Origin of the sequence: Luteitalea sp., from assembly GCF_022842525.1 — a bacterium.
GTDB lineage: Bacteria > Acidobacteriota > Vicinamibacteria > Vicinamibacterales > Vicinamibacteraceae > Luteitalea.
Genome location: NZ_JALHPM010000143.1, coordinates 1 through 16,590 on the forward strand (window position 1 = coordinate 1; position 16,590 = coordinate 16,590).

8 protein-coding genes are annotated in these 16,590 nt (G+C 70.7%); 5 read left to right on the plus strand and 3 right to left on the minus strand.

Annotated elements, in window-relative coordinates:
• The coding region (locus Q0C41_RS22620; RefSeq protein ID WP_291987640.1) for a TetR/AcrR family transcriptional regulator C-terminal domain-containing protein at positions 1–589 on the plus strand (589 nt) is incomplete at its 5' end.
• A gap of 24 nt (positions 590–613) precedes the next feature.
• On the opposite strand, the gene Q0C41_RS22625 is transcribed toward Q0C41_RS22620, so the two are convergent.
• On the minus strand, positions 614–2,128 hold the full coding sequence (locus tag Q0C41_RS22625) for a carboxylesterase family protein (protein ID WP_291987641.1): 1,515 nt from the start codon (positions 2,126–2,128) through the stop codon (positions 614–616).
• A gap of 349 nt (positions 2,129–2,477) precedes the next feature.
• Between Q0C41_RS22625 and Q0C41_RS22630 the strand changes: the two genes are divergently transcribed.
• The 3 genes from Q0C41_RS22630 to Q0C41_RS22640 all read left to right on the plus strand — a co-directional run bounded on the left by Q0C41_RS22630 (position 2,478) and on the right by Q0C41_RS22640 (position 9,033).
• Complete coding sequence (locus tag Q0C41_RS22630) at positions 2,478–2,750, plus strand: hypothetical protein (protein ID WP_291987642.1); 273 nt, start codon at positions 2,478–2,480, stop codon at positions 2,748–2,750.
• Between the two features lie 12 nt (positions 2,751–2,762).
• Positions 2,763–3,818, plus strand: a complete 1,056-nt coding sequence (locus Q0C41_RS22635; RefSeq protein ID WP_291987643.1) for a hypothetical protein — start codon at positions 2,763–2,765, stop codon at positions 3,816–3,818.
• 394 nt (positions 3,819–4,212) lie between these two features.
• Positions 4,213–9,033 carry an Ig-like domain-containing protein gene (locus Q0C41_RS22640; RefSeq protein WP_291987644.1) on the plus strand — a complete coding sequence of 1,607 codons (4,821 nt, stop codon included), beginning with the start codon at positions 4,213–4,215 and terminating at the stop codon, positions 9,031–9,033.
• Between the two features lie 59 nt (positions 9,034–9,092).
• Here the strand turns inward: Q0C41_RS22640 and Q0C41_RS22645 are convergent, their stop codons facing one another.
• Positions 9,093–11,627, minus strand: a complete 2,535-nt coding sequence (locus tag Q0C41_RS22645; RefSeq protein WP_291987645.1) for a serine/threonine-protein kinase — start codon at positions 11,625–11,627, stop codon at positions 9,093–9,095.
• Positions 11,624–12,205, minus strand: a complete 582-nt coding sequence (locus Q0C41_RS22650) for an ECF-type sigma factor (RefSeq protein ID WP_291987646.1) — start codon at positions 12,203–12,205, stop codon at positions 11,624–11,626. Before Q0C41_RS22650 ends, Q0C41_RS22645 begins: the two co-directional genes overlap by 4 nt.
• A gap of 192 nt (positions 12,206–12,397) precedes the next feature.
• Between Q0C41_RS22650 and Q0C41_RS22655 the strand changes: the two genes are divergently transcribed.
• A partial coding sequence (locus Q0C41_RS22655) for an Ig-like domain-containing protein (RefSeq protein WP_291987648.1) occupies positions 12,398–16,590 on the plus strand: 4,193 nt, incomplete at its 3' end.

Genomic DNA, 16,590 nt, shown 5'->3' on the forward strand with positions numbered 1-16,590 from the left:
GTCGCTGTCGATGCGGAAACTGGCCGTGGCGTTGCGGGTCGAGGCGATGTCGCTTTACCACCACGTCGCGAACCGCGACGACCTGCTCGACGGCATGGTCGAACGCGTGGTGTCGGAGATCGAGGCGCCCGCGCCCGGCGTGCCCTGGAAGGAGGCGCTGCGCCGCCGGGCCCTCTCGGCCCATGCCGTGCTGGGGCGCCACCCGTGGGCCACCGCGCTCCTCATGTCACGGATCAACGTCAGCCCGGTGATGCTGCACGACATCGACGCCACCGTGGGCTGCCTGCGGCAGGCGGGCTTCTCGATCCCGCTGGCCGACCGCGCGTGGAACGCCCTCGACTGCTACATCTACGGCTTCACCCTGCACGAACAGAAGTTTCCGGTCGACCCCGAGGAGTACGCCAGCGCCGCGCAGCATTTCCTGCCGATGCTCCCGCCCGAGACGTATCCCTACATGCGCGAGATGTCCGAGAAAGTGGCGGACGGCTCGTACGACGGGCGGATGGACTTCGGCTTCGGGCTGGAGCTCATCCTCGACGGCCTCGAGCGCCTGCTCGAGGCCTCACGTCCCGCGCAAGGTCGCCGCTGAGCCGCTGCGTCGGCATCACGGCCCTTACCGGGTGTCGACGTCGAACATCTCGCGCAGGATCTGGCGGTCGTCCCCCCTGGGATCGTCGACCACGCGCCACGGGCCGTCGGTCAGGATCATCGTGGCCCTGGACGCGGGGGTGTAGCGGGGCCACGGCGTCTCACCGCCGGCGGTCGGGGTGCCCGTGAGCGCGAACGCGGTCCAGGCCGCCTGGATCCGTCGCGAGAGCTCGGCGGGCGGATTCGCACCTGTGAGGGCCACGGCACTCTGGTCGCGCAGGTTACCGAACACGAACGGCAGTTCGATGGCATGGGCTGCCCCGAGGCCCGGCACCTGTGAATCCCACGTCCAGAGGTACATGAAGACGTCGTTGTGGTGCGACTGCCCTTCGGCCAGCAGGATCGACGGCTGGCGAAGCCAGAACTCGCCGGCGAAATCGACGTAGCGCATCGGGTCGCTGCTGCCGCCGATGTAGCGATCGGCCAGCGCCTTCACCTTGCCGAACGGGCGGCCCATGCTCGTCGCCGTGGCGTGGTACTCGCGCATCAGCCCGCGCTCGAAGTCGCGGTCGTAGAGGCGGAAGTAGAGCATCTCATCCTCATTGGTGCCGATGAGGACCTTCACGCCGGGGTTCGCGCCCCGGCGAATGTTCCCGAACAGGTCGTCCGGCAGGACCACTTCGTCGACCCGCGCGCCCCACGTGCTGATGCCCATGGTGTCGCCGCGACGCCGAGCCACGGCTGCGGCGGCCGCCATGACGGACTCGGCCGGGAGCGCCATCAGCCCGGCGAGATCGGTGACGCCCGCCTCCTGCATCATCTCGCGGGTGAGCGCACGCCCCGCCGGCACGTCGTCGGCCTTCGGGTAGCCCTTGACCCTGATGTTGGCCGGCCCGCCGCTTTCGATGATGGCCTTGTCGAACAACCCCCTGGCGAGCGGCATCCCGAGCAGGCGCATGATGGCCGAGCCGCCGGCCGACTCGCCGAAGACGGTGATGTTGCCGGCATCGCCGCCGAACGCCGCGATGTTGGCCCGCACCCAGCGCAGCGCGGCGAGCTGGTCGAGCAATCCCAGATTGCGACTGCGGGCGTAGGCGGGCCCGCCCACCTCCGACAGGTCGAGGAATCCGAATGGCCCGAGTCGATAGTTGATCGTCACGAGCACGACGTCGTTGTCGCGGACGACGTTGTGGCCGTCGTAGAGCGGGTCGGCCGAGCCGCCGCTCACGTTCGCGCCGCCGTGGATGAAGACCATCACCGGCCGGCCGTCGGGGCGCGGACCGCGCGTCCAGATGTTGAGGCTCAGGCAGTCTTCGCCCTGCGGCTGGAACGACGCGCGCTCGTTCTCGTCGCGCGGCTGGTGCGCCGTCGGCCCGAACGCGTCGGCGTCGACGGTCAGGGTCGAGGTGGCGGGAGGCTCCGCCTCGCGCCAGCGCCACTCACCCACGGGCTGCCGGGCGTAGGGCACACCGAGGAACGCCAGGACCGCCTCGTGGGCGGGCCGGGCGCGATACGTGCCCTGCGCGATCGACACGGACACCGGGTCATCGGCCGCCGCCCTCGCGGGACGTTCGGCCGGAGGGGCGCTGCAGGCCTGAACGATGAGCGTGGCACAGACGATCAGGGAGACCCGCAAGGATCGGTTGCGATGGCTCGGATGCACCCGCACGCTCCTGATGGTCGGCGTCAGCGCCGCGCGTGCATCATACCCGCCGCGGCGGGCCACGCCCGGCGTTTGCGTGATGGAGTGACCAGGGCTGAGGGGCGAAGGCTTCCGGCGCGAGGACTGTGGCAGAATTCCGCGGACGGGCGAGGGTGCCGACGCCCGGGCGAGCGCGGAGGGCAGCATGCCGTCGGTTCGGGTTCAGCGCTGGGGAGGAGCACTACTCGTGTTGCTCGGAACGGCCTCGTCGATCTGGCAGTGGCGTGGCGCCGGAGCGGCAGACCGGTTCGCGCTCGAGGCGGCGTTCCTGATGCCCTTCTGTGCGGTGCTGGGCCTGGCAACCCTGGTGTTCCCGATGTCTCGACGTGAGCTGCTGGAGCGCTTCGGCGTCGACCGGCCGCACCGTCTATCGCATTACCCCGGCACGCACAAGGCATCGTTCGTGCTCGCCGTCCTCGCGGGCGGGGTGAATCTCGTGGCCCGGATGCTGTGGCGCTGACGAAGGACCTGCATGGGAAACTACGCCGTGTTTCGCGGATGCGCGTCGCGTGATGCACTGACGCGGCGTGCGCTGGAGGCCGCACCAGTCGCGGCGTCCAGCGAGCCGGAGATCGAAGCCAAGTACACCATTCCGCTCTTCTGGCTCGCGGGGTTCGCGCCGGAGGACCTGGTCATGCGCCGCGTATACGAGGACGATGCGGCATCCTCGCCCCTGTTCGAGTACGTCGTGCCATGCGCGGCCGTGCGGGCGTACGCGACGCGGGCGCGTTCGCGCCACGCCGCCATGCTCTCGCTCGTGCCGGCGGCGCTCGGGGGCTACTTCGAAGAATGGATTCGCTTCGTCGAGCGACGGTACTCGTCGTGCGTGATGATCGAGACGGGCGATCTCTTCGCGATGGACGACTACGAAGAGTGTGGTCTGCGGCTGCGCGGCGCCTTGCGCGCGTTGCAGGCGGCGGATGGCGGTGACGCCGTGCGAGAGACGGCGGCCCTGCAATGGTTCGCCAACTTCGAGGACCTGGCGCGCGAGCGGCTTCCCGGTGAGCGTCCTGAAGACACCGCCGGGCGCTGGCGGCTTCACCTGGGCGGCTCCTGCTACGAGCGCGATGCCGGGGTGCTGCTGTGGCCAGCCCGTACGGCGCCAGCGGAGGTGGCGCTGGCGGCCAGTCTGCCGGAGGCGGTGCTACCGGCGCCAGGGACGCCCGCGGCGGACGAGGCCGATGTCACGGCCATGGTGCGGTCCGGCGTCGTCCGCGACGATCCGCGCGGCCGGCTGTCATTGGCGCTGCAGCAGCTGTCGGGCGAGGTCCCGCTGGGCGTGGACGCGCCGACGCGCCGGTTGCGCAAGGTCATCGGCGGTGGCGGCGAGTTGCTGGCCGTGGTGCGCGCCGGGCTCTTCGGGTTCGTGCTGATCGTGCTTGGTTCGGGGTTCATCTGGGCCAGCCTGCAATCGCCCGTGTCGTGGATGGGCCTTGGCCTCGGCGCGGTGATGCTGGGAGCTGGCGTCTGGCTGTTGCGCGCGGCGTGGCGCGCGCAACGGCGACTTCGGGCGATCATGCGCGCGTAGCGGTTGGCGCGCCACGCACGTTCGGCAGGGGCGCCAGCAGAGATCGCCTCGGAGCGCTGCGTGCGCCCTCGACACGACGACGCCCCCTGCGGCCCACCTGGTGGATCACTCTGACCCGAAGTGCTCGTCCGCCACTGGGTGTTGACCCCGCCCCGCGCGTCCGTTCCGTCGTGGTCCGGCGCCACGACCCGTGCATCGCCCATCGTTGTGCAGTGCTTCGGCGGGGCACTCAATCCTCAATCTGGACGGCGCCGCCGCATTTCGCCCTGCGCGCTTCTGCGACGTGTTGCCCGCGGGTTCCGACAACCGTTGTCCGCCCGGCCCGGGACCTCCAGCGGGCGCGATATGATCCCGCGCCGAACGACGCTATACAGGCATTCGCCCCGGAGATCGCATGCCGTCACCCGCCCGCGCCCGAATCTTCTTCCTTCTCAGCTGCGTCACCGCCGTCGGCCTCGCCGTCGGTCCGCTCGCCGGGCGCGTGCTCGAGCGCCGCTTCGCCGACCCGCGCCGGCTGCAGCTCGAGGCCGCGATGGAGGGCGAAGAGCGCGAGCGTGGCGAGGGGCCGGGCAAGCGGTTCGATCAGCCGAGCGAGGCGCTGACGTTCTATGTGAACAGCCGCACCGGGCCGATCGTGACGCGCGGCACGGACGTCACCAGTGGCACGCGTACGCTCGACGCGTCGCGCTACCTGGCGGCGCTGCAGCAGATGCGCGCCATGCCCCGCTACTCGTCGGCCCTCGGCGCCCTGGCGCCCAGCTACGACGACCTGCCCGACGGGGTGGCGGCGGCGCCCGGCGCCGCGCTGACCACGTGGACGAACCTCGGTCCGTCGAACCAGGGCGGCCGCACCCGCGCCCTGCTCATCGATCCGGGCAACCCCAGCGTGATGTACGCGGGCGGCGTGGCCGGCGGCGTGTGGACGTCGACCGACGCCGGCGCCACCTGGACGCCGCTGGCGCAGCTGCAGATGGCCAACCTGGCCGTGGTGTCACTGGCCTTCGAGCCCGGCAACACCAGCACCCTCTACGCCGGCACCGGTGAGGGCTTCTTCAACGCCGACGCCATCCGCGGCGCCGGCATCTTCCGTTCGACCGACGCCGGCGTGACGTGGACGCAGCTGGCCTCGACCAACAACAGCAATTTCCACTACGTCAACAGCCTCATCGTCAGCCCGCGCAACACACAGCGGCTGTGGGCGGCCACGCGGACCGGCCTCTTCCGCTCGATCGACGGCGGCGCGTCGTGGACGCAACTCGTGAACGGCACCGCGGTGAACGGTTGCACGCAGGTCACGATGCAGCTCACCGGGGCCTCGGGTTTCGTGTTCGGCGCCTGCGGCAACTTCGCGCAGGGCACCGTGTATCGTGCCGACGACAGCGACGCCTCCACGTTCTCGAACGTGCTGAGCAGCGCGGGCATGGGTCGCAGCTCGATCGCGGTGGCGCCGTCGAATCCGGCGGTGGTGTACGTGATGTCGGCCAGTACGACGGCGGGCGGTCCGGGCGCGGATGGCCTGCACGCCGTGTACCGGTCGGTGTCCAACGGCGACTCCGGCAGCTTCACGACGCGGCTCGACGCCAAGCTGGCGGTGAGTACCGACCAGCAGAAGATCAACCGGCTGTTGCTGTCGAATCCGGTCTTCGGCGTGCTCCTCGACTGCTCGTTCGGTGCCGCGAACCAGTTCCTCAACCAGGGGTGGTACGACAACGTGCTGGCCGTGGATCCCCTCGATCCGAACCGTGTGTGGGCGGGCGGTATCGATCTGTTCCGCTCGGACGACGGCGGTGCCAACTGGGGCGTGGCGAGCTACTGGTGGTTCGACAAGGGCGTCGACCCGCAGTACCACCACGCCGACCAGCACGGGCTGGTGTTCCATCCCGGCTTCAATGGCACGTCCAACCGCATCCTGTTCTCGACGAGTGACGGCGGCGTCGAGCGGGTCGACGACGCGCGCGCACCGGTGGGCAACACACTGGCGGCGGTCTGTGGCAATCCCGTCGTGGGCAGCCCCACGTGGGTCGATCGCAACAACGGCTACGTCACCACGCAGTTCTACGACGGCGCGGTATATCCCAACGGCGCCACGTTCTTCGGCGGCCTGCAGGACAACGGCACGCAGCGCGGCACTACCAGCGGGTCGACATGGTCGGTGCTGTCAGGCGGTGACGGCGGCTACGTGGCCGTCGACACGCTGGGCGACGGCAACGCCAGCAACGACGTTCTGTTCCTCGAGAACACCGGTCTCTCGATCCAGCGCTCGCTGAACGGCGGGACCACGTTCTCCAACGCCGTGTCGGGAATCACGGGTGACAACGGCTTTCCGTTCATCAGCACGTTCGTGATGAACCAGGCCAGCCGCCAGCAGCTGTGGACGGGCGGCTGGTTCGCGTGGCGCACGACCAACCAGGCGGGCACCTGGACGCGCGCCTCGGCCCTCCTTCCCGGCAACGGCTCCGTGTCGGCGATCGCCACGCATCCGCTCGACGGCAACCGCGTCCTCTACGGGATGTCCGACGGCTACATCGCCGTCCAGACCGCCGCGCTGACGGCGACGAGTGCCACGGTGTGGGCCAACACCCGGCCGTCGTCGAACTTCATCTCGTGGATCGCGTGGGACCCCGGCAACCTGAACATCGCCTACGCCACGGTGTCGGCATTCGGCGTGAACAACCTCTACAAGTCGGTCGACGGCGGGGCGACGTGGGCGCCCAGCGTCGGCAGCGGCATCACGGCGCTGCCGCAGATTCCGGCGCTGTCGGTGGTCGTGCATCCCACCGACTCGCTGCAGGTCTTCGTGGGCACCGACCTCGGCGTGTTCACGTCGGTCGACGGCGGCGCGAGCTGGTACCTCGAGAACACCGGGTTCTCCAACACGCCGGTCGAGGCCCTGGAATTCAACGACACCGCGCCCTACCAGCTCTACGCCTTCACGCACGGCCGCGGCGCCTGGCGCGTCGCGCTCAACACCGCGTCGCCCACGGCGCCGATCGCGGTGGCCGACAGCTACTCGACCGCGTTCAACACGCCGCTCACGGTGGCCGCCCCAGGCGTGCTCGGCAACGACAACGCCAACGGCGGCGGCGCCATGACCGCCGTGCTCGACACGACGACCGCCAACGGCACACTCGCGCTCAATACGAACGGCGGCTTCACGTTCACGCCGACCACGGGCTTCAGCGGCACCACCTCGTTCACCTACTACGCCACCAACACCAACGGCTCGGGCAACGTCGTCACCGTCACCCTCACGGTCAACGGCGCCGCGCCGACGACGGTGGCCGACGCCTACAGCACGCCGTTCAATACGCTCCTCACGGTGGCGGCGCCTGGCGTGCTCGGCAACGACATCGCCAATGGCGGCGGCTCGACGTCGGCCGTGCTGGTCACGGGCGTGGCGCACGGCACCCTGTCCCTCAACGCCAGCGGCAGCTTCACCTACACGCCCACCACCGGCTACAACGGCCCCGACAGCTTCACGTATCGCGCAACCAACGCCGCCGGCAACGGCAACGTCGTGACGGTGTCGCTGACCGTGAACGGGGGCGCGCCGACGACGGTGGCCGACACCTACAGCACGCCCTTCAACACGACACTGAGCGTAGCCGCGCCTGGCGTGCTGGCCAACGACAACAACAACGGCGGCGGCAACCTGACCGCCGTGCTCGTCACCGGGACGTCGAACGGCACGCTGACGCTCAACGCGAACGGCAGCTTCAGCTACACGCCCACCACCGGCTACAACGGCCCGGACAGCTTCACCTATCGCGCGACCAACGGCGCCGGCAACGGCAACGTCGTGACGGTGTCGATCGCGGTCGGCGCCACGGCGCCGACGACGGTGGCCGACAGCTACACGACGCCGTTCAACACGCCGCTCAGCATCTCCGCGCCCGGTGTGCTGGCGAACGACAACACGAACGGGGGCGGGGCCATGACGGCGTCGCTGCAGTCGAACGTGGCGCACGGCACGCTCGTGCTCAACGCGAACGGCAGCTTCACCTACACGCCGGCCACCGGCTACGCGGGCGCCGACAGCTTCACCTATCGCGCCGTGAACGGCGTTGGCAACGGCAACGCGGTGACCGTGTCGCTCATGGTGAATGCCGCCGTGCCGACCACCGTCGCCGAGGCCTACAGCACGGCGTTCAACACCGCGCTCACCGTGGCCGCCCCAGGCGTGCTCGCCAACGACAGCGCGAATGGCGGCGCCTCGCTGACGGCGGTGCTGCAGTCGAACGTGGCGCACGGCACCCTTGCGCTGAACGCCAACGGCAGCTTCACCTACACGCCCGCCACCGGCTATTCCGGCGCCGACAGCTTCACCTATCGCGCCGTGAACACCGTGGGTCCGGGCAACACGGTCACCGTGTCGCTCACCGTGGATCCGGCGCCGCCCGTCGGGCCGCAGCCGCCGTCGAACTTCCGCATCACCGGCATCAGTGGCAACACGGTGTCGATGGCGTGGACGCTGCCCACGTCGGGGCCGGACGTGATCGCCCTGCAGCTCGAGGGCGGACCGACGCCCGGCTCGGTCATCGGCGCCCTGCCGCTCGGCGCGACGCCGGCGGTCACGGTAGCCTTGCCCACCGGATCGTTCTTCATCCGCCTGCGCAGCATCACGGCCTCGGGCGTGAGCAGCCCGTCGAACGAGATCGTGGCCAACGTCAACGTGCCGGTGGCGCCGTCGGCGCCGTCGAACCTGCTCGGCCTCGTGAATGGCAGCGCGCTGGCCCTGGCGTGGACGCCCACTTTCGGCGGTGGTGCGCCGAGCAATGCCGTGCTCGACGTGACCGGCCCGGTGGTGGCGTCGCTGCCGCTCGGTCCGACCGAAACGTTCACGTATCCGGCCGTGCCGCCCGGCACCTACACATTCTCGGTGCGCCAGACCAACGCCGCCGGCTCGAGCGGCGGGTCGAACGCCGTCACGCTGACGTTCCCGGGCGCGTGCTCGGGCGCGCCGCAGCCGCCGCGGAACTTCGCCGCCTTCAACGCGAGTGGCGTGTTGAACGTGATCTGGGATCCGCCCGCGAGCGGGGCGGCGCCGACGGCCTACACGATCGTCGTGGGCGGCGCGTACGTGGGGGCGCTGCCGATGACGACGCGGTCGTTCACCATTCCGCCGCCGCCGGGCACCTACACTTTCGCGGTGACGGCGTCGAACGCCTGCGGCACGAGCGCACCCACGCCGGTCCAGACCGTGACGTTCCCGTGAGGCGCGTCGAGGGGCGGGCCGAGCGGGAAACCGCTGACCACGGTTGAGCGCGGCGGTGGTCAGCGCGATCGTGCTTCGGCAGGGCTGGTGGAAGACGAAAGCCGTGCCAGGCGTGCTGCAAGACTGGCTCGCGCCTGCGCGAACGCCTCGACGCTCACGGCTGCCTGCAGGCTGGGCGTCGTGTACTCGCGGACGAGGACCGAGGCCAGCACGCGCTCGGCTTCCGTGAGGAGCCGGCGCCGGTGTGCGCCCACTGTCGGTTCGCCCTCCGCCACCAGCGCCATGGCCAGTTCCAGCCGCGCCAGGGCGCGGTCGGAGAGACTACGCGGGGTCGCTCCTTCACGCGAGACGATGGCCTCGCGCAGGGCGACCTTCTCGCGGTTGAAGGCGACGGAACGGTCGAACTGCCTGGCCTCGTAGGCGTAGGTCGAGTAGCGTCCGAGCAGCCCGGCAAGGCTTTCGGCGGCACGCAGGTCACCTGGGTCAGTGGCGACGAGCGTCCGTCGAATGGCAAGCGATCGATCGAGCACGGCCATGGCATCGTCGCGAGAGCCCTGGAGCATGAGGAGGCCACCAAGGTTTGACAAGGTCACGCTCAGGTCGAACTGAAGGCCCGGATTGAGCGGATCGGCGGCCAGGGGCTGCTCGTCCAGTGCCAGGGCCACGCGGTACTGGGCCTCGGCCTCGTCGTTCCGACCAAGCCGTTGCAGCACGGCACCAAGGCGTTTCACGAGCGGCGCCCGCAGGTGGGCGAGTGCGGCCGATGGGGCGGCCCGGTCGAGGAGCGCGAGTGCGCCCCGATACTCCTGTTCAGCCTGTCCGTGCCGCGCGTCGCCCTCAAGCATGCTGCCCACGTAGGTGCGTCCGCGCACAATCGCCGGGAGCGCCTCGACGGCGTCGCCGTGGAGACGCTCGAGCTGCGCGAGCAGGGCATCGCGACGCTGCCGCGTGGCGTTGCCGGCCGCATCGCCGGTGGCATCGCCGGTGCGCAGCTGTACCGAGGCCAGTTCGTGCGTCGCATCGAGCGCCAGTTCCAGCCAGGCGAGGCGGTCCGGTTCTGCAGCGAGCAGGCGATCCGTCAAGCGCACCGCGGCCTCCAGGGTGCGTGCTGCCCCGGCGCGGTCGCCCAGGTTGGCGGACGTGGGGTCGCCGAGCACCCGGCCCAGACGACGGTAACCCTCGATGAGTTCGACGGTGAGGGCGGTGTCGTCGCCAGCATCGGCTGCCAGACCGTCGAGGAACTGAACAGCGCGGTCGAGCAGGAGCCGCCGGGGGACCGTGTTGCCAGCGACACGGGAGAGCGCGTCGTTGACGTCGAAGATGAGCGAGCGCGAGAACGCCTGGACCTGCTGGAAGCGACGCTCGGCCCGGTCGCGCTGCTCGGCGGCCAGACGCGCCTGCCAGAGGGCAACGCCGCCGCCGACGAGGAGGGCGGCCAGCACCGCAGCGGCGGCGGCTACGACCAACCGGTGACGTCGGGCGAAGCGAGAGAGACGGCGGCCCACGGGATCGGGTGCCGCCGACACCGGCAGCCCCTGGCGCCAGGCCGCCAGGTCGGCCTGCAAGGCGGCGACGGTGGGATAGCGGTCCTCGGGGGCCTTGCGCAGGGCCCGCAGGATGACAGCGTCGAGCGGGCCGGCCAGCGCTGGCCGGTCTCTTGTGTTGGCCACGCGGCTGGGAGCAGCTGGGTCGTGCTCGCACACCACCCGCATGGCGTCGAGCGGTGAGAGGCCCTGCAGCCGGTAGGGACGCTGACCCGTGGTCAGCAGGTACAGCAGCACGCCGAGGGCATAGACGTCGCTGGCGGTTGTCACCGGCTCGCCGCGCACCTGCTCGGGACTCGCGAACTCGGGTGTGAAGCTCCGCTGGCCGGTGCGCGTGACGCCATCGGTCTCGCCGTCGGCCGACAGCGCGGTGGCGATGCCGAAGTCCAGCAGCTTGGGTTGGCCGTCAGGAGTGACGAGCAGGTTGGCCGGCTTGATGTCGCGATGCACCACCAGCCGCTGGTGCGCGTGGGCCACCGCGTCGCAGACCCGTTCCACGAGGGCCACGCGGTCGCCGAGGGTGAGCGCATGGTCCCGGGACCACTCATCCACGGGACGCCCTTCGACCAGTTCCATCACGAAGTACGGCGCCCCTGTGGGTGTGGTGCCCGAGTCGATGAGCCGCGCAATCCCGGGGTGGTCCAGTCCGGCCAGCAGGCGGCGTTCACGGCGGAAGCGCTCGAGGGCGGCCGAACCGCTCCAGGCCGGCAGCACCTTGATGGCCACCCGCCGGTCAAAGTCGTCGTCGGCGCGGACGGCCTCGTAGACCAGGCCCATGCCGCCCTCGCCAATCTGGCGATGTACGCGGTAGGCGCCCAGGCGCTGGCCCTCGACCTCTCCGGCGACGGCCGCAGTCACCGCATTCGCGATGTCGCGGGAGTCTTCGAGGAAGTCGGGGTCGTCGTCGAAGGCCGCCAGCATGTCGACCACCTGCCGACGCAGCTCCGGGTCGGCGCAACCGGCGGCGAGCCAGCGCTCGCGTCTGTCGGGCGGCTGTTGCCGCGCTTCGTCGAACACCTCTTCGAGCCGGGCCCACTCCTCACCCGTCATGGCTGGCGTGTCTGTCCTTCCATCCGGCGGCGAATCCAGGTCTTGGCCGCGAGCCAGCCGCGCTTGACAGTCGACACCGAGATGCCGAGGGCCTCGGCCGTTTCCTCGTTGGAGAGCCCCGCGAAGTGCCGCAGTTCCACGATGCGTGCCCGGGTGGCGTCGATGGCCTCGAGTTCCTGGAGGGCCGCGTCGAGGTCGAGGAGATCGACCGCCGGAGGCGGCACGCCGGCGCTGGCTTCCGTCAGCTCGACGCTCACCGCGCCCGAGCCGCGCTTGATACGCCCGCGCGAACGGGCGTGGTCGACGAGCACCGCACGCACCACGCGGGCCGCTACCGCGTAGAAGTGTGTCCGGTTCTCCCAGTGTCGGTCGGGCCGATGGGCCAGCCGCAGGTAGGCCTCGTGCACCAGGCCCGTGGGCTCCAGAGTGTGATCGGGGCGCTCGCCGCTCAGTCGGCGGGCCGCAATCTTGCGGAGCTCCGGGTAGACGATGGCAAGCAGCCGGGGCAAGGCGTCGGCGTTGCCTCCGGCCCAGGCGTGCAGGAGTTGCGTAATCTCGTCGGCGGCCCCGTCCACCATGCCTGTTCCGATGATGGCACAAGGTGGTTCCGGGGCGATTTCCCGGCGCTCCTGTGGCAGCCGGCGGCCTCTGCACGCTCCGGTGAACCCACGCGACCTGAAACATCGCTTACGGCAGTGTTCCGGGGTCGGCCGCACCCGACGCCTGCCCAGGCAGGCGGGGCGGGCCGGGCCGGAGCACTGGAGCGGAGCATGACGGTGCGCAGGGTTGCACGGGTGATCGCGGCGGCAGTGAGCGTGGCGTGGGTGTGGGCGGCCCTCCCGGCAGCGGGGCAGACCGTCCAGCCGCCAGACGTGCGGTTCTACTTCTCGGGGGTCACGCCCGAGACGGGGCGCGAGTTGTGGGTGCTCGACCCGCTCCAGCCGCCGCCGGCGGGCACCACCCAGCCCTTTGCCACCCTGGTGGACGCCGCGGAGGGCCCGGCCGGTGCCGACTCCGGCAGCCCTCGCGCGATCACGCCCCTCGGCGGCCGAATGTTCTTCTCGCGCCTCGATGCCGCCGGCTCCCGGCGCTGGGTGACGGTGTCCGGAAACATCGTGACCGACCTGGCCGAGGTGGGCGAAAGCATGTTCGACGGCATGCAGCTGCCCGAGAACCGGACTTTGGCCGTCCGTGCCGGCGACCTGGTGTGGCTGGCCACACCTGCCGACGAGCTGGTCGCCTTCGACCGTCAGGGCCAGCAGGTGGCGACGCTCGCCCTCGCAGGAGTGAATCGCCGCGCGCTGACGGCGCTGCCGGACGGCGTGGCGTACGTCGCGCGCGACACGGCAGGCGACGAGCAGGTGTTCGCCGTGCTGCGCCTCGCCGACGGCAGCGGGTTCCAGGTGGTGCAGGTGACGACCGGCGCGCCCGCAACCGGCCTGCGCGCACTCGCCGGCTTCGGTGTCACGGTGCCGGCGCCCGGGTCGGGTGCGCCCGCCGAGACGACGGTGTTCTTCGCCGGCTCGGCGTACGACCAGAACGGTGTGCCGCGCACCGACGCGTTGTGGCGCGTGACGCTGGCCGACCCGGGCTTCGGCTGGGCGCCCACCGACGTGGCCCACTTCCTCGACATCAACGCCACTGGCGGCGGCGTCCCGCTGGCGCCGCATCACCTCACCGCGGTCTCCACCTCCACGCGGGACCGGCTGTTCTTCTTCGGCCAGGCCCCCGACGGCCTGGGCGGCACCACCACGCGGCTCTACGCGCTGACCCAGGGCCCGGGCGGCATGCCGGCGTGGACGTCGGTGGCGACACCGTCCGGCCAGCCACTCACGGCCGGCCTCGACATCCGGCCCTATCCCGGCGGCGTGGTCGTCTCGGGTGTCCAGCCCGGGTCCACCGGTCACTCCGACGTGTTCCTGGCCACGTGGACCGATGTGGATGGCGATGGCGCGCTCGATCTCGCGGGGCTGTTCCGAACCGCGGGTGAGTCCGTCGAACACGTCAGCGTGGACGAGACGGGGCGCGTGGCCTTCGTCGTCCGTGCGGGCTCCCGCTATGGGCTGCACGTCCACCTCCCGTCCGCCGGCCCGGGAAGTGGGCCGGAGAATCGCTATCTCGTGGACACGCCCTTCGAGATCGACGAGGTACAGGTGGCGGCCGGCAAGCTCGTCTACCGCACGCTCGGCAACCTCGCGAACGCGCCGACGCTGTATCTCTATGACATCCCGACCAGCACCGGGGGCGAGGTGCCCACCGATCGCAACACCAACGGCACGCCCGGCAGCGGCTACCTCGCCGTGCCGTGGCGGGTGCCCACCGCGCGCGGGATGGCGTTCCTCGGCGATCCGGGCACCGCCAACGGCGTGTTGCAGTATCTGACCGACGGCCCGAACCTGCTGCCCGTGCAGGGCGGCAACTTCCGGCCCTCGGGCCGCGGCGTGGCGGTGGAGGGCGACTGGGTGGGCACCGGCTACCTGGAAGGCGCGCCCGTCGTGGGCTTGCCGTTCATGGCCGGCCTGTACCGCATCAGCGGCACCAACGGCACCGTCCGCGCGCTCCACCAGGACAGCACGAACTTCTCCGACGAGGTGGTGGTGCTCGGCCGCCGCGTGCTGTTCGGCACCAGCACGTCGGCCATCAACCAGGTGCGCGTGCACGACCTCGATACCGGGGTCACCTCGGTGTTGCTCGGCGGCGCGGTGCCGTTCGAGTCGGGTTTCCTGCTCGGAGCGACGGGCCTCGTGAACGGCCGCGTGGTGTTTGCCGCGCTCGACCGCGGCCGCATGGAGAACCGCAACTTCAATCCGGCGGACGACGTGTGGTCGCTCTTCACCTGGGACGGCGGATTCACCGCGCAGCTCGTGTTCGACCTGCCGATCGACCCGCAGGGCCAGTTCGGCGTGTCGCCGGTGCTCGACTGGCACGGCGAGGAAGAGTTTCTGGCCGTCGGCGACCGCATCTACTGGCGCCAGAACTCCGGGCCCTTCGGTCGCGAGATGCTGACGGCGGATCTGGCCGCGGCCAACCCCGCCGCTACCGTGCGCGTCCTCGAGGTGGCGCCCACCAGCATCAGCGGCGCCATCGCCCAGACTGCCGCAGTGGTGAACGGCCGCGTCTACTGGCTGGCGAGTATCGACGGCAGCTTCGGCGCCCTGCAGGTGTGGACCACCGCCGACGGCCTGTCCGCGCAGGCGGTCTCAGGGCCGGACCTCCGCAACCCCTTCGGGTCCCCCAACGAGTTGGTGACCATCGGCAACGAGCTGTTCTTCGTGGCGCTGGACGACACGACCGGCATCCGATCGCTGTTCCAGGTGGACGACAACGGCCTGACGGCCACGCGCATCTCACCCACGCCGCGGACCATCGGGACGATCGTGTCGCCGTCGGCCGTTGGCGGGCAGCTGATGTTCGTCGGGGTGGGCGGAGTCGCGCCCCAGGTGTATCGCATGCAGGTGGGCGCCACACCGGCCGACGCCTTACCGCCGGTGGCGGTAACCAGCTTCACCGAGGCCTGGGACGCGCTGGATGGTCCGTTCCAGGGGGGCGATGGCTCCATCTACTTCGCGCGCAACCTGCGGACCATCGGGACGGAGCTGTGGGTGCTCGATGCCGCGGCGCCTGGTGGCGCGCGGCTCGTGGCCGACATCAACTCGACGGTGGAGGACGTCGGCTACGACCCGCAGCAGGTGGTGGCGGTGCTGACGGAGGGCACGGCCACTTCGACGGTCGATGCCACCGACGACACCCTTCGCTGGACCTTCGGCGCGTCGGGCTTCACGTTCGACGTCTCAATGCTGCTGGCCAACGACACCGGCACCGATCTGCGCCTGGACGGCCTGGCGCCGGGCAGCTTCGCGCCAACGGCACTGGGCGGGCTGGTCTTCGCCTACGACCACACCGGTGACGGCATCGTGGACCGGCTGGGCTACGACCCGCCGACCACGCCCGAAGAGCGGCTCACCACGCCGTTCGAGGACAGCTTCGTCTACACCGCCCGCGACGCCGCAGGCGCCACCGACACGGCCACCATCCGCTTCGCCGTCGACAACACCGCGCCGGTGGCGCCGGATCTGACGCTGACGCGGCCGCCGGGCGCCCTCATCACCGTGTCCGACCTGCTCGCAGGCGCCTCGGATGCCGATGGCGACGTGCTGCGCGTCTCGGACGTCCGAGCCCTGGGCGGCGCCACCGTGGAGACGGTGGTGGACCCGGCGAGCGGCCAGCTCACGGGCGTCCGCGTGACTCCGACGGGCGGCGCTACGACGGCGCAGTTCACCTACACCGTCACCGACTCGAGCGGCGCTTTCGGCAACAGCGACAGCGGGACCGTCACGGTGGCGCCGCCCGTCGTGAGTGAGCCCGTCTTCCGCATCCGTCTCGTCGACAACACCGTTCCCGAGGGGAGCAGCTTCACGATCAGCGGCTACGCGGATTTCGTCGTCGAGCGCGTGAGCGGTGCCCCGACTGCCGCCAACCTTGTTGCGAGGGCCTCCGCCAGCGGTGCCGTCCCGGCCGACATCCACGACATCGTGGGCGGCTTCGCCAGCTCCTGGGTGGTGTTCCTGGACGAAGGGCAGAACGCACGCCCGATCCGGGTGTACTTCTACCGCGACGACGTCATCGAAGCCGACGAGACCTTCACATTGTCGCTGACGAGCACGACCGCGGGGCGCATCGACGCGGCCGGTGCCGGCGTGGAGGTGGTCATCCGCAACGATGACGGAGCCGACATCCGCCTCGCCCTTGCGCGCACCGACGGCAGCAGCCCGGTGGCGGTGGGCGGCACCGCGACGTTCCTGCTCACCGTTGCCAATGCCGGGCCCGAGGGGACCGATGGCACCGTGCGCTTCCACGCGCCGCCTGGTACCACCATCGAGCGCGTGGCATTGCAGGGCGCCGACCCCGTCGGCTACGACCCCGTCCGGGACGTCTATGGCTTCCCGATCGTGGACCCGAACAC

What these genes read in the sequence shown, in the direction of transcription:
- Q0C41_RS22635 (WP_291987643.1), top strand. Translation starts at nt 2,763, where the DNA reads ATGGGAAACTACGCCGTGTTTCGCGGATGCGCGTCGCGTGATGCACTG.
- Q0C41_RS22640 (WP_291987644.1), top strand. Translation starts at nt 4,213, where the DNA reads ATGCCGTCACCCGCCCGCGCCCGAATCTTCTTCCTTCTCAGCTGCGTC.
- Q0C41_RS22645 (WP_291987645.1), bottom strand. Translation starts at nt 11,627, where the DNA reads ATGACGGGTGAGGAGTGGGCCCGGCTCGAAGAGGTGTTCGACGAAGCG.
- Q0C41_RS22650 (WP_291987646.1), bottom strand. Translation starts at nt 12,205, where the DNA reads ATGGTGGACGGGGCCGCCGACGAGATTACGCAACTCCTGCACGCCTGG.